Here is a 24796-nt window from a genome sequence, read left to right as displayed (position 1 = left end):
CGAACAGGAACGCGATTTCGTTAGTGGATGCTGGTGGCGGAAATCAGCGAGAAAGCGGGGATCCTGGCCTCGAAGCGGATCCCGTTATCGTCGATCATCCCGTAACTGCCGTGCATGCTTCCTAATGGCGTCGGCAGGACGGTGCCGCTGGTGTATTGATAGCGTTCGCCTGGCAGCAAGTGCGGCTGCTCGCCCACGACACCTTGTCCGCGCACCTCCTGCGCTTGCCCGTCCGCATCGGTGATGATCCAATGTCGGTCGAGCAGGCGGGCGGGTTCGTCCCCTTGATTCTCGATGGTGATGGTGTAGGCGAAGACGTAGCGGCCTTCGGCGGGCGAGGACTGATCTGGCTGATACTGGCTTTGAGTCACGATTTTGATCGAAAGTTCTTTCACCTGGGGTCTCCACTGCGGACAAGCGAATCGGAAAGCGTGATAATACCAATGAAACTGCGTACGGCATGGTCAAGGTTGTTTGTTTATCCGATCCGCCCGGCCAGAACCAACCAATGTCGTGTCGGACGTGGTTTGGATGTGGTCACGAGATCCATGGTCTACTCGGATCGCTCGAGTTTCTTTCTAATTATTTGATAGAGTTGTATGCTGCTGTTAAACGTTTACTCGAAGCGATGCCCGCTATGTTGATCCCTTCCAAACGCAGCCGGCCCAAACCCGATCCGTTCTTGTTGCTACTGGTTATTGTCGCGCTTGGCATGTTTGCGACACTTGGCTATCAGGTGTCGATCTACTCCGATGCGACGGAGAATCCGATCGCGACACAGGCGCCTCGACCGGCCAACGTGGGCGGGTGAAGATGCGTGGTGTCCGTGCGCTGACATTTATCCGATCGCAGTTGCGTTCTTAGCCGCTCAGGCTGGTTGCTTCCTATGTCAGATACGCTTTCGTCCGGCAGGATTCGGGTCGCCGTCATCGGTGTCGGCTATCTGGGTCGTTTCCATGCGCTGATCTACTCGCGGATGCCGGAGGTCGATCTGGTCGGCGTCGTCGATATCGATCATGACCGTGCCCGAGCGGTCGCGGCGGAAGTCGGTTGCGTGAGTTATGACAGTATCGGGGATGTGATCGATCAGGTGGATGCCGTCAGTGTTGTGGTTCCGACCACCGCTCATCTGGAGGCGACCGCCCCCCTGCTGTCACGCGGAATCCATGTGCTGCTCGAAAAACCGATCGCTCCGAACCTGGCGGATGGCGCGGAGATCGTGCACTTGGCACAGGCTCATGGCGCAACGCTTCAGATCGGACATGTCGAGCGTTTCAATGCTGGCGTAATGGCACTCGCGCAACGCATTCGCGCACCGCTGTATCTCGAGGCCCAGCGCATGGGAGGGTTTGTGGAGCGGGCGACAGATGTCGATGTCGTTTCTGACCTGATGATCCATGACATCGACATTATTCTTTCCTTGGTGGACGCTGAAATTTGCAGCATCTCTGCCGTTGGTGCGTCTGTTCTGACCGAGCATGTGGATATCGCCAATGCCCGTTTGGAATTCGCCAACGGGACCGTCGCGAATGTCGTTGCAAGCCGCGTCTCGGATAAAACCACACGAAGAATCCGGGTTTTTCAGCCGAAAAGTTATCTCTCGCTGGATTTTATCTCGCAAATCATCGACATTGCCGCACCTTTTTCGGTCGATGGCATCGCCCGCCCGGAGATCGTGCGCGAACGTCTCCAAGTGGAGCCCATCAAGCCCCTGGATCTGGAGCTTGCTGAGTTTGTCCGGGGGATTCGCGAAAAGCGCTCGCCCTTGGTGGATGGTCGCACCGGCCTGAAGGCATTGGAGGTAGCGCTGGAGGTCCGGGCCCGCATCGCGGCATCCAGTGAGATGAGATGTTCAGTAAGATAAGCGATTACTGAAGAGTTGTTTTTCCGGGTTCGGTATCGCCGAACTTGACCCCGAGCAGGCACCGGCCGGCGGTCGGGTCTGGTTCGACCCAGACGACCGAGCCTACACAAGTGGTAATGCCCGTCCACTCGAGTGCATCGCATTCGAACGCAAGCAGCAATCGAGTATGCATGGGATATGCCCGGTCTGACCAAATCCGCATGCCACCCGCGCTGATGTCTCGCGAAATACTGTCAGATCTGCGCTCCGTTGAACTAGCTAATGAAGTGCGGATCGGCTGGAGCTGAACATGGCACCCCAGAGGTACGCGAGGATGAATGCGGCGGTTTTCCAATTCACTGGTCTGCATAGGTCGAAACCGAGAGTGCCGGCAGGAAACAAGTTTCGAGTATAACAGTTTGAAAATCGTGTTTGGCAAGGATTTGCCATACAGTTCTCGCTAACTGACGAATCGGCAACGTCTGGCATGATGCCGGATCCGGGTTCAGACGCGAGGAGGATTCGCGGGAAGTTCAAACGGATTCCATGCCAGTATCCATGCGCCGGCACTGGTCACAGATTGAAAATGCAAGGATTATGACATGCAAATGCCGGATTGCGTATACGATCACCATCGAATGTAAAGCCGCTTCGGCGGTACCCCAAAACGAATATGCGATCAAAACTCCTGCTACCAATGCGACGCTTGTCCCAATCTGTATGGTCAGTATTTGAGACTGCCTTCTGCAAACGACCATCACGGCATTTGCAGGGATCGCCAGGGATGAAAAAAAGAACATGGGGGACATGATTTCAAGAAAAGTTCCAGCCGTACTCCATTTTTCGGTCAATAGCCAGGTAAGACCCGGCTCGCCATAGCTATGAAGGAGCAGTGCGGGAACAAGCGTAACGCCGGCCGTGAAGAATGTCGCCTTGGCCAATATGGGGGTAACTTTCCGCCCCTTTTTTACTGCATCCGCCGTATGTTGCGTATAAACAGCGCGAATGGATGTCTGTAACAGATTAAGGGGGCCCAGGAACAGGCGCTCTGACATTGCATAAAAACCCGCGGCGGCGGGAGAGAAGAGACTTCCAAAAAAGAACAAGGGCAGCTTTTTGCTAGCCATCTGTAAAATCGCCGTTGGCATGGCATACTGGGGGAAATCGCGATACTGGACCGCCAATTGTTTGAAGGTACTTTGATTTACTCGTTCCTGGGGGCTTGACGGGCTGAAGATTGAACTTCTGCGGATCAGGTAAGTCACCCGGGTCACGGTGCCTAACAGATATCCGACCATCAAGGCTCCCACGGAACTACCACCCGCCCAACCTAATAATATGCGACTGCCTGCTCCAACCACGTTGCCTGTTACATAGGTCGTCGCCTGGATCTTGAATTGCTTCATTCGTGTATTCCAGGAGGAAATAACGGTCTCGATGGAATATAAAAGAAGCATCAAAGGGATGAACCATTCCCAGCCTCCGAACTGTCTCATGAATTCGGAATGGATCAAATTATTTAATAATAACATCAAGAGTGTCATGATGGAAACGAACAGGCAGGCGGTCATCAACACCAGGGCGACTAGTTTGCGAGCATCAATGTCACGATTCGTTAATTGCACGGCCGTGCTGTAGCTGAGTGTGGCGACTGGCGTTGCTATTTGAGCGATCGCAATCAGCAATGCGGCTGCGCCATAATCGGAGGGTTCGAACAGGCGCGTGATGATTGGTGCCGACCCAAGCAAAACGATCTGCGCAGCCGCTTTCCCTGAAAACAGCGTTAAAATCTGTCGCAGAAGCTTTGACTTAATCATTTTTTTGAAATTGGTAAGTTTCTTCATATCGGTTCCGAGCAGCGCGGCGTCCCATTGGTATCTTATGCCGCCGCCCCTTCGCTCTCCAGATAGTTTTCGTAGTTGCCGCGGAAGTTGACGACACCCCAAGGCGTTAGTTCAATGATACGGGTCGCCAGTGAAGAGACGAACTCGCGATCATGACTCACGAAGATCAGCGTGCCAGGGTAGTCTTCCAACGCATTGTTGAGAGATTCGATCGATTCCATGTCGAGGTGATTGGTCGGCTCGTCCATCAGCAGGATATTGGGCTTTTGCAGCATCAGCTTACCGAAGAGCATCCGGCCCTGCTCGCCGCCGGAGATGACCTTCACGGATTTCTTGATTTCGTCCTGGGAGAACAGCAGCCGACCGAGAGTGCCGCGGATGACCTGTTCGTCGTCGCCGGGTTGTTTCCACTGGTCCATCCAGTCAAAGAGGGTCATATCCAGTGCGAAATCGGCGGCATGATCCTGGGCGAAATAACCAAGTCTGCTGTTCTCGGACCACTTGACCGTGCCGCTGTCGGGTGGCAGGTCGCCGGACAGGCTGCGCATCAGGGTAGTCTTGCCGATGCCGTTGGGTCCGATGACGGCGACGCGTTCACCCACTTCGACGCTCAGGTCGAGACCGCTGAACAGTGAGGTGTCGTAGCCCTTGGACAGGGATTTAACCTCCAGCGCCAGTCGATAGAGCTTCTTATCCTGACTGAAGCGGAGATAGGGGTTGACCCGACTGGATGGCTTGATGTCCTCCAGCTTGATTTTCTCCATCTGACGCTGACGGGAAGTGGCCTGCTTGGCCTTGGAAGCGTTGGCGGAGAAACGACTGACGAAGGTCTGTAGTTCGGCGATCTGGGCCTTTTTCTTGGCGTTGTCGGCGAACTGGCGCAAGCGTGCCTGGCTCGCGGCCGTCATGTACTCGTCGTAGCTGCCGGGATAGACGCGCAATTCGCCGTAGTCCAGATCAGCCATGTGGGTACAGACGCTATTGAGAAAGTGGCGGTCGTGCGAGATGATGATCATGGTGCTGCTGCGTGCATTCAGCATCTCTTCCAGCCACTGAATGGTGTGGATGTCCAGGTTGTTGGTAGGCTCGTCGAGCAGCAGGACGTCGGGGTCGGCAAACAGCGCCTGGGCGAGCAGGACGCGCAGTTTCCAGCCGGGTGCCACGGCGCTCATGAGGCCCTCGTGCTGCTCCAGCGGAATCTCCAGCCCGAGCAGCAGCTCGCCGGCGCGCGACTCGGCGGTGTAGCCATCCAGCTCGGCGAAGTGCACCTCCAGGTCCGCGACCTTCATACCATCTTCGTCGCTCATGTCCGGTAAGGAATAGATGCGGTCACGTTCCTGCTTGATCCGCCACAGTTCGTCGTGCCCCATGATAACGGCATCCAGGACGGTGTGGTTCTCGAAGGCAAACTGATCCTGACGCAATTTGCCGAGACGCTTGCCGGGATCCACCGAGACGTTGCCTGCGCTGGGTTCCAGATCGCCGCCCAGGATCTTCATCAGGGTGGATTTTCCACAGCCGTTGGCGCCAATCAAACCGTAGCGATTGCCGCCGCCAAACTTGACTGAGATATTTTCGAACAACGGTTTGCCGCCGAACTGCATCGTGATGTTGGCTGTGGAAATCAAAGCAGGGTTCCGCAAAAAGCTGGATGGAAGAGTAGTGCACCGATTCGACGGGCCATAAATGCAAAAGCCCCGCCATGGGGCGGGGCTTCCCTGGGCTAGGCAGGCATGCCTGCCGTCCGGAGTTACTGTGGGACGACGTTGGTTGCGCTCGGGCCTTTCTGACCTTGCTCGACATCGTAGGAGACGCTTTGCCCTTCGGCCAGCGACTTGAAGCCACTGCCCTGGACGGCGCTGTGATGGACGAAGACGTCCTTGGAGCCGTCGGAGGGGGCGATGAAGCCAAAGCCCTTTTCGTCACTGAACCACTTAACTGTACCTGTAGCCATTTCGGTAATCTCTAGAATGAAACTGAAACGTGTGTATGTGCAGACGACTGTCTCGCTATTTCGGAAGGATCTGCCACGCACTGCGGAGAGGAGGAACGACCGGAACACTACAAGAAAACACTGCACTAGGCGTATGTTGCCGAAGACTGAGCCATTCGGCAAGGCATTTCTGCCGTGAGATCTCCGTGCCGCATCGAATCGAGTGCTGGATCGGGTGTTGCGACCGACTGATTTGCGAGAGTTGATCGGGCCTTGACGCCAGTAGCGATCAATTGCCCGGTTTCACGGGCGCGGTCTCGCGCATGTCGTCAAGGACGTGCCCGGCATCCTGGAGGTGGCGTGGATTCAACCAGATCTGCATTGCGCGACGAATTCGCAGTCCGCTCTATTGCAGGCACCTTCCGAACTTGCCCCCCAGCTTTGCTGGCAGCAGGCATGGGAGCAATCCGGGTGACTGCTGCGGGCATCGAGCTGTGCCTGTTGGGTGGATCCGCTGCGTTTGCAGAGGCAGGTTGCCTGCGAAACGGGCTCCGCAACTTCCCTGCCGGTATCCGCGTCCGCGTCGGGGCGATCCGACTGGTCATCGTCATCTTCCCCGTCATGCCGTTCGTTGTCTTCGGTCGTTCCGCCGCTGGCGGTCGAGGGCTTGATGTCGCCGGTATAGGGCGCTCCTGGGGCCAGAAAAGAGCTGATGGTCACCGCTTGTGCCGTGCCGTCGAACGCCTGCCAGTCGGTGGTGACGCTGACTTCCTTGTAGGCGGGCGAGGCATGTGAGGTCACGGTCCAGTGGCGGCTGAAACTGGTGTTGTCGCCGGGATGGGCCTGGGGGATGTCGCGGCTGTCGACGATGCCGGAATAGTCGGTGGATGCCTGATCGCGCAGCGCTTCGAGTTTCTGCTGCGCCAGATTGACGGCTGTGGTCTGGGTCTTGGTTTGGCTGCTGTTTTCGTGCATCTGCCCCTGAAATTGAGCGAGCGAGAGGAGTCCCGAGGACAGCACCACGAGCGAGATCAATGCCTCGTCGAGGCTGAAACCCCGTTGTTTCCCTTTGGTCTGTCTGAGCATCTTTGCCTCCGTCTGTGTGGTCGTCAGTCCGAGTCCCAATCGCGCCAGGTACCGGGAATGCGGGTGGCCCCGCGGATCGTCTGAAAGGCGTCGTTCAAGTGGCTCCCGGTCCCATACTCGGTCTCGATGAAGCGGGCGTTCGCCGCAGGTGCCCCGACATCGCCTTCCCAGATCACCGAGCCATGAACCCTGGCGCCTCCCCAACCCTGAGTCGCGCAGGCGGTGGTCGATTCATAGTAGACAATCCCGTGGATGTCGATGCCGTCATTGAAGGACGGGCAGCCGCTGTCCGCGGGGACGATCAAGAGGATGGGTTTTTGCGGTGAGCCGATGCCGTGGTCGCCGGCGCCCTCCGCTCCCGAGCAGGCGCCGGTGAGATCCACGGCATCGATGGGGCCGGTCGTTTCGATCAGATAGAGGCCCGGCGGCGCGGCGGCGCCGCAGGGGATGTGGCTGGTATACACATGGCCTGACTCGGTGGCGGCCGTTTTGGCGTCCTCAAGCGGCATGTCGAAGACGTGGTTCCAGGCGCAGAGATCGCCGGGGCAACCGTCGAACGCCGTCCGATCGAAGGATGCGCTCGCGCCTTCCTCAAAGGGTTCCAGGATGCGGTTGTCGTTGGCGTCGTTCCAGGCGGAGATGTCGAGACTGCCCTGGGGCAGGCAACTCGCGTTGGCGGCCCGCCCGGTCATGACCGCGTTGGCGTTGAGGACGAAAAGTTCCGCAGGCTCGGTTGGTTCCGCCAGACAGCCCGCCAACACCAGCGGCGGAGGCATGGTGGTGGCGCTGGTCGAATCGAATAAACCGGTTTGGTTGAAGCATTCCCAGACGTTCGCGAGGATCTCCGGCTCGGTGGTGGCAGTGGCCTGTGCCCGTGCGCAGACGCCATGGAAATTTTTCGTAAAGGTCAGCCGCGTCTGATACACATAGCCGTTGGCGGCGGTGACGGGCGGCGGGCTCGGCTCGGCGTCGCCGGTGGTCCAGAGGTTTTCGGCCAGCCACGCCAGGGCATATTCGAGTCCCGCCTGAGCGGCCTGCTGCGCTTCCCGGGCGCGGAATTCGTTGTTGGCGATGCGCCGTTCGATGACGCCCGTGCGGGTAGCGCTGAAGGTGATGATCCCCGCACCGATGAGCAGGAGCAGCCCGACCAACAGGGTCATGGCGCCGGACTGGGGGCGTCGCGGGCGGGGTGTCCGGGGGGTCATCGCAACCTCCGTCTCATGGCTCAGGGCGCCTGGAGATAGCGGTCATTGCGCACGGCGACCAGCGCGGAGAGGGTTTGGCGCGTACTGTCGTCCTGGGCGAGATGGCCGGCGAGGGTAATGCCGACCGAACGAATCCGCTGGCAGAGATCGCCGGTCGCACAGGTATCGGTTCTCGATTTGGCCGGATTGGCGTTGCGCAACAGGGTTGTGAGCGTGAATTCAAGGTGGGCGATGGTGATCTCCGAACTGGTGATGCCTTCCCAACTCCCGCTGTCGCAGCCGAAGCTGACATCGCCGGAATTGGACCAGCCGACGCGCATGTCGATCCTTCCGCCACGCAGACGATAGCCGAACATCTCCATGGCGATCGCCTTGGTTTTATCCGCCTCGGCGGGCGGATACCAGGGGCGCCAGGCATAGGGTTCGTGATTGGCCGCATTGAATGGCGCGCCGGCGGGCCGGGGACAGTCGGCCGCAGCCGCGTCAAGGTCGCAGGAGCGCACGCCGATCCGCCCATCCTGGTCCAGATCGTAGGTGTAGGTGATGCAGCTTCCGGTCTGGATCCCGGTCAGACAATCGCCGGTCGCATTCGTCGCGGTACAGTGCTCGGCGACGCAGGCCCCGGTACCGGAGTCGGTGCCGATGCACAGGTCGTTGTTAATGGGGCCGTATTGGCGCTGAAACGGATTGTTGACCGGATGGAGATCCAGGGCGTCGGTCGCGCCGTCGCCGTTGGTATCGAAGGTGCCGGAGCCGCCCGCGTTGACGCCGAGGTCGCTCCAGGTCAGAACCCCGTCTGCGTTGCTGTCGCCGTCCTGATTGGTGTCGGCGAAATCCCAATAGCCCGCCCGCCGAATGTCCTGCTGCATGACTTCCAGGGCCGCGCGCAGTTCCTGATTCAGACGCGCTTGCTGGATATTCTCGCGCGCGCCTTTCACGATCAGCAGATAGACCGACAGCGTTCCGGTCAGCACCAGGATTCCGACGAGCATGCCGATCATCAGGCTGATCAGGGTGACGCCGGATTGGCGGGACCGATGGCCGACGCTTTGACGCCGACGTCGCGTGGCAGGGGACTGTCGCGCGGTGCGCCATGCCGGGGGCATCAGGTGCCGCATGCGTCATAGCCCGCGACCGCGCCCGCGGGCGCGCAGATCCGGACGCGACCCAGTCGCGACAACACCACTTTCAGGCTCGTGCCGTTCGTGGCGGTCAGGGTCAGGGTGCCGTTGTTTGACGTGGCGCGGAGGGGGTCGAAGCGGGTGCCGGCAAAGGTTGCCGCCAGGCCGATGCCTGGAAAATCCGTTCCCAGGCGCCGTTTCAACGAACAGGCGCCCGCGTCTTCCGGGGCCAGCCGACAGTTGCAGTGAGCGGCTCCAGCATCGCCAACGCCATAGCACCAGTGCTCGACATCGAAGGCGACCAGCAGGATTCGGTTGCGCTTGATCGCCTCGGAGCGGGTCCATTGCAGATCCTCCGCGATCGACTGCGCCGCCGCCTTGAGATGATTGCGCGTGAGCATGGCCTGCATGGAGGGGACGGCGATCAGCATCAGAACGGCCAGTACGGATACCACGACCAGCAGTTCCAGGAGGGTGAAACCTCGGGGTCCGGTCCCGCCACGATGGCGCACCGAAAACGCCGCGTCGATCATGGCGGGACGGGACATTCCGCGGATGACGCGTGCGCGGTGGAAGGCCATTAGCCGCTTCACCAACATGCCCTTGGCTCCCGGTTGCTGTCCTGGTCGATGGTCAGTGGATCACAGGAGATGCCGCCCGCGGTATCCCATGCCTGATGGCCAGTAGCGACGGCAGTGGCCGTGAATCCGGCGGAACTTACCCCGGAGAGCGACAGACGGTAATAACCTTCGGAGCTGGTCGCGCCGATGCCGAGCACGGCGTTTGCTCCATCCGCATCGCAGTTCGCCGTGCCGGACAGGGTGTTGGCATACTGGGTGCAATGGCCGCGCAGCTTTTCCTGCGCGATGGCGATCGCCATCAAGGCCACCTGGCCGTCCGAGCGTCTGGACCGCCGGATCTCTTTCTGATACGAGGGCAGGGCGATCGCGGCGAGAATGGCGACGATGGACACGACGACCATGAGCTCCACCAGGGTAAAGCCATGTTGGTCGGTTGCAAGTCTGATCTTCATCGCTCACCCTCCATCCCTGAAATGTTTGCTGAGCTTGTCTTTGACCCGCTGCTGATCGTGTTGTTTATCTTGCGCAAAGTCAAGACTGGAGAAATGCATCGATTCGTGTCCGGCGTCTCTTCGATGCGACCCACGAGACACTCCCCGCCGGCAGGGATCAGGTTGCGCGAACGCGCTCTAAACGTCCCCCCACATCCGCAGCAGATTGGCGTAGGAGCGATCCACATAACCGGTGGCTGCTTGATCGGGCGCATTTTTGAGCAGGGATTCGCGCGCCTGGTTGAGTTCGTAGAGCAGTTCGCGCTTGGCCGGATCGCGCACGTAACTTTGAATCCAGGTGAGTGCAACCAAGCGTTCGCCCTGGTTCACCTTCGCTACTCGGTGCAGGCTTGACGAGGGGTAAACGACGGCGTCGCCGGCGGGTAGTTTGATCCGCTGTTCCCCGAACGTGGTACGGATGACGAGCTCTCCGCCATCATAATGTTCGGGCTGGTTGAGAAAGACGGTCATGGAGACATCGCTGCGGAATCTTGGCCCGTCGGATCCCATGATCGGATCGTCGACATGATCGCCATAGGCCATCCCCGGCTGATAGCGGGCGAAGATGGGGTCGGCGACCCGGTGCGGGAGTACGCCGAAACGGAAGATCGGGTGATGACCGAGACTCGCCATGAGGATACGGGTCAGACGCTGCATGCGCGCTGGTTCGGGGCGCAGTTCCTCATTGTGTTTCACCCGCGCGGCGGCGAAACCGGCGGTGAGTTTGCCGTCGACGAAAGCGGCGCCAGCGAGCGTCTCGTGGATCTTTGCAAGTTGAGCGGGATTGAGCAGTTCCGGGATCGTGAGGAGCATGGGGAGATCCTGTTCGCTATATGAAGGTATAGAATAACGACAACAGATACACCATGGTTGCATATCATGAACGAGGCACCGAATGATTCTGAAGGCCATCATCGATGATCAATCCTATGAAATCGGAGTGCCGGATTCACTCTTAAGCCGGGCGCGAGAGTTTTATGACCAGCTCGACCAGGATATGGACTGTGGCTGGCAGATGAGCCGCGAGTGGGTCGAGAAGCCGGATCGACTCCAGCGCTGCCAGATCGTTGCCGACAAGCTGTTGACGGCCCTGGAGTCCGAGAACGAGAAGCTTGCAATGATGATGTCAGGTTACCTCCTGACGCGTCTGCCGGGGGTGGATGCGGTGGAACTGGACACCCACGGCGAGATTCAGAACAACCGTTTTCACCTTGCGGAGCGAGAGGATGTCGAACGTCAGTCCAGTTCGGCGGCGATGTCGAATGCGGGTCTAAGCAAGCTTGAGGCCATGGAGCAGGCGGGAAACGATGTGACCAAAGTTTTCAAGGTCGGTCGCGGTTACCGCTATTCAACCTTCGATCATGCCGAAAACCTCTGGCGGGATTCGCCGCTGGCGTCGACCGAGCAGGAAGCGTCGCGGCTTCGTCAGGCGGCATTCAAGGATCGTTACGAGGAATTGCTGCGTGGCGCTGGTCATTAGCGCGCCCATCATCAATCGGCGTCATTGCGCCGACCTGCGGGATCTTCTGGAATTGTTTTGATTATGGTCGTGACCGGGATGGCGCACGCCGCCCCGTTGACAGGATGGCCAGTATACTCGATGGTCTGACAAGGTCGAGCATGCAATAGAACCGTGCGAGCGTAGGCATCGAAGGCCCATGGCAAGGGTTGCCCCATCGAGATTTTGCTGGAATTCGAGTTGAAGAAGACAGAAAATGAATAATAGCCTTTTTAGGCATGCGTCTGTCATCGCATTCGGGATGGTGGGGTGTGGGCTGCTTGCCGGATGTTCCAATCCCGGCGAGGATGTTCGTGTCGCTCTCTGTAAGGATCTGGCTGCGGAATGGCTCGACCCGTCTCTTTCCCTGACCTGGAAAGAGACGAGTCTTGAAATGCACAGGGCCGACCATCTGGCGGTCAACCTGCGTTTCGAGGCTCAGCCCCGGGACGGAGACGGCAAGCCTATGCAGGCGACTTGTTTCTATCGTTACGATGCGGTGGAGGATACCGCGTTGATTCTTGCCGACCCGCTAGCGGCGTATGCCACATCCCCCTACGGCATGACGCTCAACGGCAAGGCGATCGGCAATCCATTGCTCGCGGAAGGCATCGGGCGGGCGATGCTCAAGCAGGGTAGGGCGCTCCTGGAGCGCGCTCAGCAGGGCATCGACGCGGCGACACAACAGATTCTGCATCGTGAGCAGGATGTGCCATCGCGTTAGGACGATGGTTCTCCCAATCGAGTCTGTTGCTTCGTCATCGCATCCGCATTCAATAGAGTGCGTGAGAGCGGCTGACGTATTTGGTAAGCTCCACATGCTGTGCATTCATGCGCCGGAGGATATCCTGGCTGACCTGAACGATGGTCTGCATGACGCGATACACCAGCCAGGGATGGTCTGTGAGCAGTGACTCGAACGCCTCCCGCTCGAAGCTACAGACCTGGGTCCGGCCAAGCGAGCGCAAGGTTGCGGTATGCGGCTGACCGCTGATGAATCCCATCTCGCCGGCGAGGTCGCCAGTGCGCAGGACGTGTATGGTTGTGTATTCGCCCTTGCCCAGATCGCGCGTGACGGCAATCGCGCCTTCGGTAATCACATGCAGGCTGTTGTCGACGTTGCCTTCCTGGATGATGATCTCCTGATCCGCGAGGCGGCGACAGTGGGTGATGCTCGCCAGTGCTTCGACCTGTTCGTCGCTTAGGCTGGCGCTCAGACTGGAGCTGCGAAGCGAAGCGAAATCGTGCTCAATGCTCATCTCTGTCCCCAAATATTCTAATGTATTTACGCTGTAACAGTGTGATCCAGGCTTGAATTTTGATCAAGCGGGGTTTGGTTGGAAGAATTGCGCGGCACGGGGGTTTATTGAGCGACAATTTCAAGTATCATGGCTGATTACCCGTCTTGGCGGGAAACTCCTTGCCTCACTGTTACGACGGGAGGCTGTCAATCCGAAGGGAGCAGCAATGCGACATTATGAAGTGGTTTTTCTGGTTCACCCAAGCCAGAGCGAACAGGTGCCCGCCATGGTTGATCGCTACCAGGGCAATCTGGAGAAACGTGGCGGAATTGTTCACCGCATGGAAGACTGGGGTCGGCGCCCGCTAGCCTACCCGATCAATAAAGTGCACAAGGCGCATTATGTGCTCATGAATGTGGAATGCGATCAGGATGCGATCGATGAACTTGAGAGCGCATTCCGCTTCAATGACGCGGTCATGCGCAACATGATCATCCATCGCAACGCCGCTGTGACAGAGCCTTCTCCGCTCACCAAGGCAGGCGAGGAGCGTGAGCGTGCCGATGCATCGGGCGACGACATCCGTCGTGACGATTCAGGCCGTGACGACTGATTCCTTGTCAGTCGGAATCGACGTTTAAGCTTCCCGTAACGGAGAACTATCATGTCCCGCTTTTTTCGCCGCAAACGCTACTGCCGCTTTACCGCCGAGGGCATTACCGAGATCGATTACAAAGATCTCAATCTGCTCAAGGCCTATGTCAGCGAGTCTGGCAAGATCGTGCCGAGCCGCATCACTGGAACCTCTGCCAAGTCCCAGCGTCAACTCGCGCAGGCAGTCAAGCGTGCCCGTTTTTTAGCCCTGCTTCCCTATACGGACGGCCACTGAGCAAGCCACGGTGTCCTGGAGGCCCGCCGGTTGGAACAGCCAAGGTTCCGTTGACCGATTGCTGCCACTATTGATGCCGTCTGCTCCACCCCTGAGACGATGAAGTTCCTGGCCAACTTCATCATGCGGGGTTACTCGCAGGCGGCGCTTGTGGCTGCCTTGGTCGCGCTCTTGTCATTGCTGATACCCCTGTTGGGACCTATCAGCGCCGCGGTGGTTGGATTGGTGACGCTGCGTCGCGGGTCACTGCCGGGGCTGCGGGTCGTGGGGCTGGCTACGCTGGGTGCGAGCGTTCTCGCCGCGCTGGCGCTGGGGTCTCCCTGGCCGGCGTTTGGGATCCTGGCGGTGTTCTGGATGCCGATCTGGATCCTCGCCAGCGTGCTGAGATCCTCGCGATCGCTAGTGATGACCGTTCAATTCGCGGTGATTTTCGGCCTGACACTCGTGTTTGCATTGCACGCTCTATTAGGCGATCCGGCCATCTACTGGCTGCAACTGCTAGAGCCTTTCCAACAGGCGCTGGTGCGCGACGGTATCGTTCAGGCGGATATCAGCCAGGCACTGTTCGGCGAATTGGCTAAATGGATGACCGGTGGCTTTGCCGTCGCGCTCGTCTTGCAGACTTTGGCTGGCTTGTTCATTGCGCGTGGGTGGCAGGCTGTCCTTTACAATCCTGGGGGCTTCGGCGAGGAGTTCAGGTCCTTCAGGCTGCGCCGCATCGTCGGGGTTTCGATCCTGTTACTGCTGTTGCTGCTGGGCTTCGAGCGGGGTGCCAGCCTGGTTGCCGATGTCTTGCTGGTACTGGCGATCCTGCCAATTCTCCAAGGACTCTCTGTTGCGCACGGAGTGCATCGGATCACAGGCGCGCGTGCAATCTGGATCGTGGGTTTGTATGTACTGTTGGTGTTCTTCATGCCGCAGGTTCTCTTTCTGGCGGCCTGTGTTGGATTGATCGATGTCTGGGCAGACATCCGTGCCCGTGTCGCGCGGCGAGCCAAGAACCTTGGCTGAGACCGCCAAACTGCGACTCGCAGACGAATTTTGTAGAGGAATCTATCGTGGAAGTCATCCTGCTGAAAAATGTTTCCAATCTCGGTGTGCTCGGGGATAAGGTAAAGGTGCGTTCCGGCTACGGCCGGAATTATCTGGTTCCCGGCGGTTTTGCCGTGTCGGCGACCGCCGAGAATCTGGAGGCGTTCGAGACCCGCCGCGCCGAACTGGAGCGGGCCGCGGCTGAAATCCAAGCGGCCGCCGAGACTCGCAAGGCCCAGTTCGACGGCATCCGTCTGACGGTCGCGCGCAAGGCTGGCGATGAGGGGCGCCTGTTTGGCTCGGTTGGAGCCGCCGATATCGCGGCGGCAGCGATCGAAGCCGGCTACGTGCTCGATAAGGCAGAGGTGCGTCTATCCAGCGGGCCATTCCGTGCGGCGGGCGAGTATGAGATCGCGCTGCACCTCCATACCGATGTGGATGCGGTCATTAAGCTTGAAATCATTCCCGAAGCCTGATCGGATGACGGAATGGCGATGTCGTTGGCCGAGGCCGAATTCGATGAACTGAGGGTTCCGCCTCACAACATCCACGCCGAGCAATCCCTGCTCGGCGCGCTGATGCTCGATAACAGCGCCTGGGAACGGGTCGCCGACATGGTGACCGAGGGCGATCTGTACCGACGCGAACACCGCTTGATCTTTGGCGCCATCGCCAAGCTCGCGGCGGACGATCAGCCCTTCGATGTCGTCACCCTGGCCGAGACCCTGGAGCGCACCGAGCGGCTGGCGGATGCCGGCGGCCTGCCGTATCTCGGCACCTTGGCTAACGAGACCCCGAGCGCCGCCAACATCAAGGCCTATGCCAGGATCGTGCGACAGACCTCGATACTGCGGCAGATGATTACGGCGGGCGTCGAGATCGCCGACAGTGGCTACAATCCCCAGGGGCGCGACGCCGCCGAATTGCTCGACGACGCGGAACGACGCGTCTTCGCGATCGCCGAGCAGGAGGCGCGCGGCGGCGGCGGTTTCCAGCCCATCAAGACCCTGCTGAGCCGGGCAGTCGAGCGGATCGACTTGCTCTATCAACGTGACGAGTCGATCACCGGTCTTGCCACGGGCTTCTCGGACTTCGACGAGATGACCTCGGGACTGCAACCGGCGGATCTCATCATCGTGGCCGGCCGTCCCTCGATGGGCAAAACCAGTCTCGCGATGAACATGGCCGAGCATGTGGCGATTCAGTCCAAGCGTCCGGTCGCCATCTTCAGCATGGAGATGCCGGGCGATTCGCTCGCCATGCGCATGATGTCCTCGCTGGGGCGAATCGATCAGCATCGGGTGCGGACCGGGAAGCTGGAGGACGACGAATGGCCGCGGCTAACCTCGGCGGTCAACATCCTCTCCGCCGCGCCCATGTTCATCGACGACACGCCGGCGCTGTCGCCCACCGAGGTGCGCGCGCGGGCACGGCGTCTCAAACGCGACCAGAACGATCTGGGGCTGATCGTGCTGGACTATCTGCAATTGATGCAGGCGCCGGGATCCACCGAAAACCGCGCGACCGAGATTTCGGCCATTTCGCGTTCGCTGAAGGCGTTGGCCAAGGAACTGAACGTGCCCGTGATCGCGCTCTCGCAGCTCAATCGCAGTCTCGAACAGCGTCCGAACAAACGTCCGATAATGTCGGATCTGCGCGAATCTGGCGCTATCGAACAGGATGCCGATCTGATCGTCTTCATCTATCGCGACGAGGTCTACAACGAGGACAGCAACGACAAGGGGATTGCTGAGATCATCATCGCGAAACAGCGCAACGGACCGATCGGTACCACGCGCCTGACCTTTCTCGGCAAGTACACCAAGTTCGAGAACTATATCGGCAACTATTACGGTGAAGGCGGCTCCTGAGCGTCGGCGCGGCAGGGTCTACTCGTGATCGCGCCAGTCATGCTGGACGTGGTGTAAATCATTGGATCGACAACAGAATGTCATAATGCCGTCATCAAGATCGGCGAGGATGTGGCGTTGCCGTCCATGATGATGCCTGATCGAACTCCCATTCCTCGTCGAGTTTGCGCGTTTGGCGGGGCGTCTTCGCGGCAATGCGTGGCGAACCTGATGGCCGACGATCGGTCGCAGCGGATCGCTCTGACCAGACCAGACATTTCCGACCGATGCGGGGACACCCTAAAATGGCCGATCAAATTTACAATGTCCTGTTTCTTTGCACCGGCAACTCGGCGCGCAGCATCATTGCCGAGAGCCTGATCAATCGCTACGGTCGCGGCCACTTTCGCGGCTACAGCGCCGGCAGCCACCCCAAAGGGGAGGTTCATCCCCTGGCGGTGGAAGTGCTCAGGCGCAACAATTATCTGACCGACGAACTGCGCAGCAAGGATTGGTCCGAGCTCGCCGAAGCGGATGCGCCCGTGATGGACTTTGTCTTCACCGTCTGCGACCGCGCCGCCGCGGAACTGTGTCCGGTCTGGCCGGGGCAGCCGATGACCGCGCATTGGGGGCTTCCCGATCCCGCCGCAGTCGAGGGCGATGAGGTGACGCGCATCATGGCCTTCCGTCAGACCTTCCGGGAACTGGAAAACCGGATCAAGATTTTTGTCAGCCTGCCATTGCACTCGCTGGACCGGCTTAAGCTGCAGAAGAGCCTGAACGAGATTGGCCAGGTGCGTCTGGGCGACGCGAAACGCGCGGACGCCTGAGCGCGTGTTGTCCATTCGCGAATCGGTCCCGATATTCGCACCTTCATGGTGCGTTTTTTGGCTCGATTCCGCTTTTTGGTTCAAGGGGGCTGGATCGGAAGGTTCGGGCGGATGCGGCAACGCTTAGTCTGCCGGCGAATGATCGTGCCAGGCGAGATAAGGCATGTTTTTTGCTGAAATTTAGCGATAGAAACAGGCCAGGTCGAGGGAGCTTTCCCGCCATGCTGAAACAGTTCCAATCCGGTGGCACCGGGCAATTGCAGGACCGCTACGAGGGTCCGGTCATGGCCTTTCATGAGTTCTATCAGGACGATTTCCGTCCCCGCGATCACTATCTCCCGATGTGGGAGCACATCCAGATCGCCGGGCAACAGATGCTGGGGGCCAAGGCGCGGGACGCGCATCTCGCCCTCCATAACGAAGGGGTGACTTTCACCGTCTATTCCGACGCGGACGAGGGGATCGAGCGGGTCTGGCCATTCGATATTCTGCCGCGGATCATCCCGGGCGCCGAGTGGAATCAGATCGAGTCGGGCATCAAGCAGCGAATTCGGGCGCTGAACTTCTTTTTGAAGGATCTCTACCACGGTCAGCGCATCCTCAAGGATGGCGTGGTGCCGCCGGAGCTGATCTATCGGGGGAAGGATTTCCGGCGTGAGATCATGGACATCGATCCGCCGCACGATATCTACACCCATATCAGCGGTGTCGACCTGATCCGCGACGAGGACGGTCGCTATCTGGTGCTGGAGGACAATCTGCGCACCCCCTCCGGTGTCTCCTACATGATCGAGAACCGCATCATCGAGCGCCGCATCCTGCCCGAGTTCTTCGCGCGGTATCGGGTGCGTCGGGTCGAGCACTATCCGGACCTGCTGTTGCAGGCGCTGCGTCACCTGTCGCCGCGCGGGGCCGAGTCGGCGGTGATCGTCGTGCTGACGCCCGGCATCTTCAACTCGGCCTATTTCGAACATACCTTCCTGGCGAAAGAGATGGGCGTCGAACTCGCCGAGGGACGCGATCTGGTCTGCAAGAACGACAAGGTCTATCTCAAGACCACGCTCGGTCTGCGACAAGTCGATGTCATCTATCGGCGGGTCGACGACGACTTTCTCGATCCGCTGGTGTTTCGCGCGGACTCGACCCTGGGCGTGGCGGGCGTCATCAATGCCTGGCGCGCGGGTAATGTCGCGCTGGCCAACGCGCCGGGCGCGGGGATCGCCGACGACAAGGCGGTCTATGCCTATGTGCCCGACATCATTCGCTATTACCTGGGCGAGACGCCGATTCTGGCCAGTGTGCCCACCTACCAGATGACGGATCCGCAGGATCGCACCTATGTGCTCGACAACATGCAGAAAATGGTCATCAAGGCGGTGGCCGAGTCGGGCGGTTACGGCATGCTGATGGGGCCATCCTCGAACGCGAGCCAGCGCGCCGAGTTCGCCCGCAAGATCGAGGAGAACCCGCGCAACTACATCGCCCAGCCGGTCGTCCAGATCTCGCGTCATCTCTGTTATCTGGACGGCGAACTGGAGTCACGCCATCTGGATCTGCGCCCCTTCGCCATCTACGGCAGCGAGATCGAGGTGGTTCCCGGCGGTCTGACCCGCGTGGCCATGACCAAGGGTTCGCTGGTGGTGAATTCCTCGCAGGGCGGGGGCAGCAAGGATACCTGGGTGCTGGCGGACTGATGATGCTGAGTCGAATTGCCGAATCGCTGTATTGGATGGCGCGTCATCTGGAGCGGGCCGATAACACCGCTCGCGTCCTGGATATCAATGTCGTCCACATGCTGGAGTCCGACGAGGGGGTCACCGAGGAGATGCAGTGGAAGCCGCTGCTGGCGATCGTCGGCGCGGATGAATTCTATGAGGAATTCCATCCGGACGGGCGGATCACGGTGCAACGGGTGATCCATCTGCTGACCCAGGATCGTAAAAACCCTGGATGTATCCATCACAGCCTGAAACTCGCCCGCGAGAACGCGCGGGTGGTGCGCGACCGCATCTCCAACGCCATGTGGGAAACGTTGAACCAGTTCTGGCTGACGACCGACAAGCATCTGGCGGCGACCCTTCAGCCCTGGCGGGCGGCCGAGTTCTACGCCTTCGTGCATCGCGAGGTCGCGACCTTTTTCGGCTTGAGCCAGAGCACCATGATGCGCGGTCAGGCCTACGGATTCACCGCGCTCGGCAGTCTACAGGAGCGCGCGGACATGACCGCGCGCATTCTCGATGTCCGCTATCATCTGCTGCTGCCCGACCTGAGTCTGGTGGGGTCTCCCCTGGACTATTATCAATGGGGCGCGCTGCTCAAGTCGCTCTCCGGCTTCGAGCCCTATCGCCGTCAATACCAGGGCGGGATCCGACCGATCGAGGTGGTTGAATTCGTGGTGCTCGATCCGGATTATCCCCGGTCGTTGACCTACTGCGTGGAAGGGATCGAGCGAGCCCTCGGGCGGATCGGCCATGTGCCCGATGGTGCGGTCGCGGACCGGCTGCATGCCTTGCGCGGACATCTGTCGGGCGTGACCGCTAACGACATCATCGACCAGGGGCTGCATGAATATCTGGATGATTTCCTCGCGCGCCTGGCGGAATTCAGCGATGCGTTGCAGGCCGACTATTTTGACGCCCATCTGGGGGACGCCCAGTGAAATATCACATTGAGCAGGCTTGCCGCATTCGCTTCGCCTCCGCCGCGCGCGAGCATCATGTCCAGATCCGTCTGGCGCCCTGGGATGACGAGAGCCAGTCGCTGATCCGCATCGCGCTCGCGGTCGAGCCCGAGGTGCTGCCGGTGGCGGGGTATGACGGCTTTGGCAATCTCTCGCACCATTTCGCGGTGTTGGGCGCTCACCGGGAATTAAGCTTCTCCATGTTCGCCGAGGTCGAGACGAAGCGGGAGAACCCCTTCGACTTCCCCCTGGTTGCGCCCGCGCGCGAGCTGGCCTGGATCGCCGACAGTCTGCGTCAGGCCCCGCGGCTGTGGGATTTCGTGCTGCATCAGGGCGTCCTGACACCGGCGCTTCCGGAGCGGATCGCGGGCCTTGCTGTGCCGGGACTACGGGAAGGTGTGCCCTTGTTCCAGCAGGTGCGGGATGCCTTCGACTGGATCGGCGAGATCGCCGAGTTCGATCCCGCCGAGAATACCTCGGTGACCGCGCTGCCGGCACTCTTCGATGCCCGGCGTGGCACCGCGGCGGATCTGGCGCATCTGCTGATCGCCCTGATGCGTCAGTGGCGGATCCCCGCCCGTTTTGTCTCCGGGTATCTCGATGCGTCCTACTTCGATCCCGACGACGAGGATCCGCCCGGCACCGAGCCGCGTCCGCAAACCTTGCATCAATGGGTCGAGGTATTGATTCCGGGAGGCGGCTGGCGGGGCTTCGATCCTGCCCTGCGATTGCTCGCCGACGCGACCTATCTGCGGGTGGCGATCGGTCGGGATGCGCGTGATATTCAAGCCTTGCGTCAGACCTGCCGGAGCGATGGCGAACAGCCGGAGCTGGAGCAGACCCTAAGTGTCTCCCGCCTCTAATTCTGGATCCTGGACGCCCGCGTCAGTTCGGCGAAGCGCACCCCGCGCAATCCGCCGATCTCGTGACTGAGCAGTTCGATCTCCGCCGGCATCCCGCGGATGATGATGGTCTCCAGGCAATTATGATGGTCCATGTGCACATGCGTGGTCGCCACCACATGGACATACTGACGATGCTGGATATCCAGGATATGCTGGGTTAATTCCCGCTGATGGTGGTCGTAGACGATGGTCAGCACACCCGCCACTTCCTCGTCGCCACGCTCCCAGGTGTCTTCCACGATTCGCTCGCGGATCAGATCGCGGACCAGTTCCGAGCGCGAGGCATAGCCCTTGCCGACCACCCGCCGATCCAATTCGTCGAGGAGCGGCTTGGGCAGCGAAACGCTGAAACGGATGGTTTCGTCAGGATTCGACATGACGTTTGGCTCACTCGATCAAACAAAAAAACCCCGACGCGCTGGCGTCGGGGCTTGGGGGCCGGGGAAGATCGGATTTAAAGTTCGGTCAAGTCGAATGGCTTGGTCGTATCGGATTGAACGGCCTGAACTTCGACGACCGGCTCCTTCGTGGCCTCGGCCGCAAGGCGGTCGTCCTCCGACATCACCATCGTGGTTTGAACACCGCCAAGAAGGACGGCGACTGCGGCAAGAATTCCAAGTGCACCCATGTTAAATCTCCGTTAAGGTTGATGTCTACTATGGTTAGTTATTATATAAGCATTTTCTAATTTAGCAAGGTGTAATGTTATTTTTTCCGATTGGCGTTGCGGCGCAAGACGGAAAGACGTAAATGCAATGTTGCGTCTTTGTCGACGACGGTCTTCGGCGACAATCACGCCTGGATTGTCTATTTAATCGCGTGGAGTCTTGCCCGTTATGGCTATGCCAGAATCCAGTCTGATCGGCCGCATCACCGACATCCAGGGAGGTTGCTTGGTGGCCACCCTGTTCCCGGCGGAAGAAGGTTTTCCATCCTTCGTCAATCTGGGTCAGGAAACGCTGCCCGTCGGTCAGTTGGGCAGCCTGGTGGAGGTGAGGGATCGGGCCGGTCACCTGCTCGCCGAAGTCTCGCGCAGTCTGGAAGAGACGATCGAGCGGCATCTGGTGCAGGATCAGACGATCCCCGAAAAGCGGCGGGGTGCCGTCCGCGAACGGCGTCTGGAACTGATCGCGCTTGGTGAGATCGGGACGGATGGTCGTCTCGAACCCGGCGTCAGCCGTTTCCCGCTGATCGGCGCTGCCGTGCATCTGATCGCCAGCAGTCGTCTCGCCGCGCTGCTGGTGCGCGATCAGGGGGGCGCGCTTGAGCTGGGCCGCCTATCCACCCGGCCAACGCTCAAGGCATGCCTGGACCCATCCGCGCTGTTTGGCCGGCATCTGGCGATCCTGGGTCAGACCGGCGCGGGCAAATCCTGGACCCTGACCAGCCTGCTGCAACGGGTGGTCACGTCCATGCCCCGCTCGCACATCGTCCTGCTCGATCTGCATGGCGAGTACGGTTGGCGCGCCTCTCCCAGCGCGCCCTATGAGGGCGTGTTTCCAGCCAAAACCGCCCGGCATATCGATGCCCGCGAGCTGGAGATTCCTTACTGGCTGCTGACCTATGCCGAACTGGTCGATCTTTTCATTGATCGCACGGACGCCAACGCCACGGTACAGATCGCCTTTCTGCGCGAGGCGCTCTACAGCCTGCGCCGCCAGTCGAATCAGCACATGGGTCTGGAACGTCTCTCGGTGGATTCGCCGGTCTATTTTTCCATCGAGGATCTGTATCAGAAGTTCAAAAAGGCCAATGAGGAGAAGCTGGAATTCGGCAAGGTCAAGGGACCGCTGTACGGCGCCTTCGACGATTTCCTGGTCCGCTTCCAATCGATGTACAACGATGCCCGCTACGATTTTTTCCTGCATCCGCGCAAGCACGGCAGCTCCGCCAGTCTCGAAGGTCTGCTGCGCGATTTCGTCGGGCTGGGCGAACCCAAGCGTCAGGTTACGGTCATCGATCTCAGCCCCATCCCGGTCGATCTGCGCCCGGTCGTCTCGGCCCAGATCGGGCGGCTCGCCTTCGAGTTCAACTACTGGAATCCGCGCCGCCACGAGTTCCCGCTGCTGCTGGTGTGCGAGGAGGCCCACCAGTACATCCCGCGCGATGCCGAGACCCAGTATGTCGGCACGCGACGCGCGATGGAGCGGATCGCCAAGGAGGGGCGCAAATACGGTGTGACGCTCTGTGTCGTCAGCCAGCGGCCAACCGAATTGTCCGAGACGGTGCTCTCGCAATGCGGGAATTATCTGTGTCTGCGCATCTCCAACGCGGACGATCAGGAGTATGTCCGCCGTCTGCTGCCCGAGGGCGCGAAGAATCTGGCCGACATGCTGGCCTCGCTGCGGCGGGGCGAAGTACTGGCGGTGGGCGACGCGGCGCTGCTGCCCTCGCGCATCCTGGTTCATCCGCCCAATCCGGCGCCGGCCAGCCATGACGCGCCCCTGTCGCGGAGCTGGCGTGAAGGTCCGGAAGACCTGGATGTGGCGGAGATCGTCAACCGCTGGTGGCGGCAGATGCGTTGAGCCGGAGGCCTACAGTGACCGCCTCTCCGACGCGCGCGACCATCCTGCTGTGGGGCGTCTTGGGTCTGCTCCTGGCGGGGGTGATCGCGGTTGCCGTGCAGAAGGTCTGGCCGATCCTGCATCCGCCGCTGCTTCAGGTCGCGGAACCCGATCCCGACTGCGATCTGCGCGCCGGTCCCTGCACGGCGCGTTTCCCGGATGGCCGCGCGGTCAGCGTTGCGATCGAGCCCCGCGCCATCCCTATCGCGACGCCGCTGCGGCTGGATGTTGAGGCCAGCGGTTTCGCGACGACGTCCGTCGAGGTGGATTTTGTCGGTGTCGACATGAACATGGGCTTCAATCGCGTGGCGCTTCGGGAGGTGCGCTCTGGACGTTACGCCGGGCAGGGCATGCTGCCGGTGTGCGCGCGCGCGCGCATGATCTGGGAGGCCAGGGTGCTGCTCCATACCCCGGAAGGCATTCTGGCCGCGCCCTTTCGCTTCGCGACCGAGAGAAACTGACACCTTGCAATCGACCGGCATTTGATCGCTGACTTGGTCGCTTCCACCGCACCCGCTGGAAAAATTTCTAGACGGGGTGTATGCCCATGGCACTGGTTCAGTTCGGTTTTCAACTTAATTTATTGATAATAATAGTTTTATCTAAACAGCAATCGGTTTCCTAAGCATCAAGACTTTGGTCTCGAAGGTCGGCAGCAGGATCAGGTCGAAGCGGTCCAGCAGGAAGCGAATGGCTTGAAAGTGCAACTCATTGACCAGATCGCGGATTTTCCAGCGCAGCCGTTGGATCGCTTTCTTGATCCGCGCTTTCTGTCGGCACTTCGCTTTTGATAGCCGCGAGATCAGCCGGTCCAGATGCACGCACAGTCTGGCGATGCGGGCGAAGTCGCCTTCGCCGATCTTGAACGCCCGATCTTCCGCAACGCCGGTCAAGAAGGTGCGGATGCCCGGATCGAGCGCCACCACGCGACCTTGGTAGCCCAAAGAGAGCCTCGCGGATGCTGGCCACTAGTCCGGTGGCGACAACCGGGGACGTCGGCGCAGGTGTTGGGGTTGGCTTAAGAACCATCGGCTAACCATGGGTGTTTGGGGTTTTTTTCTTGAATTTTCAATGTTTTAAATACTTCAGAAATAGAACACTAATTCTACTTAGGGGGTGGACGGTTAGCTCCGCCTGACACAAGATATTGTGATCGCCCTACCAAGCCAGTGATTAGATGCCGATGACGCTGATTGCCGGTCG

General features: G+C 59.9%; 30 protein-coding genes. 15 read left to right on the top strand and 15 right to left on the bottom strand.

The features are described 5' to 3' along the window. Positions 1-20: 20 nt before the first annotated feature. Complete coding sequence (gene apaG / locus QZY07_RS10305; protein ID WP_295402173.1) at positions 21-395, bottom strand: Co2+/Mg2+ efflux protein ApaG; 375 nt, start codon at positions 393-395, stop codon at positions 21-23. A 65-nt stretch (positions 396-460) separates the two neighbouring features. On the opposite strand from apaG, the gene QZY07_RS10300 reads away from it, so the two are divergent. Both QZY07_RS10300 and QZY07_RS10295 read left to right on the top strand, forming a co-directional pair. Next, the gene (locus QZY07_RS10300) at positions 461-811 is read left to right on the top strand and encodes a hypothetical protein (protein WP_295402171.1); all 351 of its coding nucleotides are present in this window, start codon (positions 461-463) and stop codon (positions 809-811) included. Positions 812-886: 75 nt separating this feature from the next. Then, complete coding sequence (locus QZY07_RS10295; RefSeq protein WP_295402169.1) at positions 887-1864, top strand: Gfo/Idh/MocA family oxidoreductase; 978 nt, start codon at positions 887-889, stop codon at positions 1862-1864. Positions 1865-1868: 4 nt separating this feature from the next. On the opposite strand, the gene QZY07_RS27375 is transcribed toward QZY07_RS10295, so the two are convergent. From QZY07_RS27375 to QZY07_RS10250, 10 genes are all read right to left on the bottom strand, one after another. Continuing rightward, positions 1869-2213: a PilZ domain-containing protein gene (locus tag QZY07_RS27375; protein WP_363184048.1), complete on the bottom strand. Its 345-nt coding sequence runs from the start codon at positions 2211-2213 to the stop codon at positions 1869-1871. 163 nt (positions 2214-2376) lie between these two features. Next, positions 2377-3687 carry an oligosaccharide flippase family protein gene (locus QZY07_RS10290; RefSeq protein ID WP_295402167.1) on the bottom strand — a complete coding sequence of 437 codons (1311 nt, stop codon included), beginning with the start codon at positions 3685-3687 and terminating at the stop codon, positions 2377-2379. Positions 3688-3722: 35 nt separating this feature from the next. Further along, on the bottom strand, positions 3723-5315 hold the full coding sequence (locus QZY07_RS10285; protein WP_295402165.1) for an ABC-F family ATPase: 1593 nt from the start codon (positions 5313-5315) through the stop codon (positions 3723-3725). Positions 5316-5437: 122 nt separating this feature from the next. Further along, positions 5438-5641, bottom strand: coding sequence for a cold-shock protein (locus QZY07_RS10280; RefSeq protein WP_014778158.1), 204 nt, complete (start codon positions 5639-5641; stop codon positions 5438-5440). Positions 5642-5986: 345 nt separating this feature from the next. Further along, the gene (locus QZY07_RS10275; protein ID WP_295402161.1) at positions 5987-6706 is read right to left on the bottom strand and encodes a hypothetical protein; all 720 of its coding nucleotides are present in this window, start codon (positions 6704-6706) and stop codon (positions 5987-5989) included. A gap of 23 nt (positions 6707-6729) precedes the next feature. Continuing rightward, a complete protein-coding gene (locus tag QZY07_RS10270; protein WP_295402159.1) occupies positions 6730-7911 on the bottom strand; it encodes a hypothetical protein in 1182 nt (393 codons plus the stop codon). 20 nt (positions 7912-7931) lie between these two features. Then, on the bottom strand, positions 7932-9017 hold the full coding sequence (locus QZY07_RS10265; protein WP_295402158.1) for a hypothetical protein: 1086 nt from the start codon (positions 9015-9017) through the stop codon (positions 7932-7934). After that, the gene (locus QZY07_RS10260) at positions 9017-9580 is read right to left on the bottom strand and encodes a GspH/FimT family protein (RefSeq protein ID WP_295402157.1); all 564 of its coding nucleotides are present in this window, start codon (positions 9578-9580) and stop codon (positions 9017-9019) included. Before QZY07_RS10260 ends, QZY07_RS10265 begins: the two co-directional genes overlap by 1 nt. Before the next feature lie 41 nt (positions 9581-9621). Continuing rightward, the gene (locus tag QZY07_RS10255) at positions 9622-10065 is read right to left on the bottom strand and encodes a type IV pilin protein (protein ID WP_295402155.1); all 444 of its coding nucleotides are present in this window, start codon (positions 10063-10065) and stop codon (positions 9622-9624) included. 177 nt (positions 10066-10242) lie between these two features. After that, positions 10243-10917 (bottom strand): Fe2+-dependent dioxygenase, encoded by a 675-nt coding sequence (locus QZY07_RS10250; RefSeq protein WP_295402153.1) that lies wholly within the window; start codon positions 10915-10917, stop codon positions 10243-10245. Positions 10918-10999: 82 nt separating this feature from the next. Here QZY07_RS10250 and QZY07_RS10245 point away from each other — a divergent pair, with 82 nt between their 5' ends. Beyond that, a complete protein-coding gene (locus tag QZY07_RS10245) occupies positions 11000-11584 on the top strand; it encodes a hypothetical protein (protein ID WP_295402151.1) in 585 nt (194 codons plus the stop codon). A gap of 412 nt (positions 11585-11996) precedes the next feature. Beyond that, complete coding sequence (locus tag QZY07_RS10240; protein ID WP_295402149.1) at positions 11997-12326, top strand: hypothetical protein; 330 nt, start codon at positions 11997-11999, stop codon at positions 12324-12326. 49 nt (positions 12327-12375) lie between these two features. On the opposite strand, the gene QZY07_RS10235 is transcribed toward QZY07_RS10240, so the two are convergent. Next, positions 12376-12861: a cyclic nucleotide-binding domain-containing protein gene (locus QZY07_RS10235; RefSeq protein WP_295402148.1), complete on the bottom strand. Its 486-nt coding sequence runs from the start codon at positions 12859-12861 to the stop codon at positions 12376-12378. A 208-nt stretch (positions 12862-13069) separates the two neighbouring features. Here QZY07_RS10235 and rpsF point away from each other — a divergent pair, with 208 nt between their 5' ends. The 9 genes from rpsF to QZY07_RS10190 all read left to right on the top strand — a co-directional run bounded on the left by rpsF (position 13070) and on the right by QZY07_RS10190 (position 20987). After that, on the top strand, positions 13070-13456 hold the full coding sequence (rpsF, locus tag QZY07_RS10230) for a 30S ribosomal protein S6 (RefSeq protein ID WP_295402192.1): 387 nt from the start codon (positions 13070-13072) through the stop codon (positions 13454-13456). A gap of 51 nt (positions 13457-13507) precedes the next feature. Continuing rightward, a complete protein-coding gene (gene rpsR / locus QZY07_RS10225; RefSeq protein ID WP_014777696.1) occupies positions 13508-13732 on the top strand; it encodes a 30S ribosomal protein S18 in 225 nt (74 codons plus the stop codon). A 99-nt stretch (positions 13733-13831) separates the two neighbouring features. Continuing rightward, positions 13832-14743 carry a hypothetical protein gene (locus QZY07_RS10220; RefSeq protein ID WP_295402145.1) on the top strand — a complete coding sequence of 304 codons (912 nt, stop codon included), beginning with the start codon at positions 13832-13834 and terminating at the stop codon, positions 14741-14743. A 47-nt stretch (positions 14744-14790) separates the two neighbouring features. Continuing rightward, positions 14791-15240: a 50S ribosomal protein L9 gene (gene rplI, locus QZY07_RS10215; protein WP_295402144.1), complete on the top strand. Its 450-nt coding sequence runs from the start codon at positions 14791-14793 to the stop codon at positions 15238-15240. A gap of 12 nt (positions 15241-15252) precedes the next feature. After that, positions 15253-16635, top strand: a complete 1383-nt coding sequence (dnaB, locus tag QZY07_RS10210; RefSeq protein WP_295402142.1) for a replicative DNA helicase — start codon at positions 15253-15255, stop codon at positions 16633-16635. 284 nt (positions 16636-16919) lie between these two features. After that, positions 16920-17444, top strand: a complete 525-nt coding sequence (locus tag QZY07_RS10205; RefSeq protein WP_295402140.1) for an arsenate reductase ArsC — start codon at positions 16920-16922, stop codon at positions 17442-17444. 221 nt (positions 17445-17665) lie between these two features. Next, positions 17666-19138, top strand: a complete 1473-nt coding sequence (locus QZY07_RS10200) for a circularly permuted type 2 ATP-grasp protein (protein ID WP_295402138.1) — start codon at positions 17666-17668, stop codon at positions 19136-19138. A 2-nt stretch (positions 19139-19140) separates the two neighbouring features. Next, positions 19141-20103, top strand: coding sequence for an alpha-E domain-containing protein (locus QZY07_RS10195; protein ID WP_295402190.1), 963 nt, complete (start codon positions 19141-19143; stop codon positions 20101-20103). Continuing rightward, positions 20100-20987, top strand: coding sequence for a transglutaminase family protein (locus QZY07_RS10190; RefSeq protein ID WP_295402137.1), 888 nt, complete (start codon positions 20100-20102; stop codon positions 20985-20987). Before QZY07_RS10195 ends, QZY07_RS10190 begins: the two co-directional genes overlap by 4 nt. Here the strand turns inward: QZY07_RS10190 and nikR are convergent. Then, entirely contained in the window at positions 20984-21406 is a 423-nt protein-coding gene (gene nikR, locus QZY07_RS10185; RefSeq protein ID WP_014777688.1) for a nickel-responsive transcriptional regulator NikR, read from the bottom strand. The genes QZY07_RS10190 and nikR overlap by 4 nt on opposite strands. Positions 21407-21483: 77 nt before the next feature. Continuing rightward, positions 21484-21657, bottom strand: a complete 174-nt coding sequence (locus tag QZY07_RS10180) for a hypothetical protein (RefSeq protein ID WP_295402134.1) — start codon at positions 21655-21657, stop codon at positions 21484-21486. A gap of 208 nt (positions 21658-21865) precedes the next feature. Between QZY07_RS10180 and QZY07_RS10175 the strand changes: the two genes are divergently transcribed. Further along, positions 21866-23554: a DUF87 domain-containing protein gene (locus tag QZY07_RS10175; RefSeq protein ID WP_295402132.1), complete on the top strand. Its 1689-nt coding sequence runs from the start codon at positions 21866-21868 to the stop codon at positions 23552-23554. A 14-nt stretch (positions 23555-23568) separates the two neighbouring features. Beyond that, complete coding sequence (locus QZY07_RS10170) at positions 23569-24054, top strand: hypothetical protein (RefSeq protein ID WP_295402130.1); 486 nt, start codon at positions 23569-23571, stop codon at positions 24052-24054. 141 nt (positions 24055-24195) lie between these two features. Here QZY07_RS10170 and QZY07_RS10165 read toward each other — a convergent pair whose 3' ends face one another. Then, positions 24196-24537: a hypothetical protein gene (locus QZY07_RS10165; protein WP_295402129.1), complete on the bottom strand. Its 342-nt coding sequence runs from the start codon at positions 24535-24537 to the stop codon at positions 24196-24198. Between the last annotated feature and the right edge of the window lie 259 nt (positions 24538-24796).

The organism is uncultured Thiocystis sp. (assembly GCF_903866365.1).
Classification (GTDB): Bacteria; Pseudomonadota; Gammaproteobacteria; order Chromatiales; family Chromatiaceae; genus Chromatium.
This window is presented reverse-complemented; position numbering and strand designations above follow the sequence as displayed.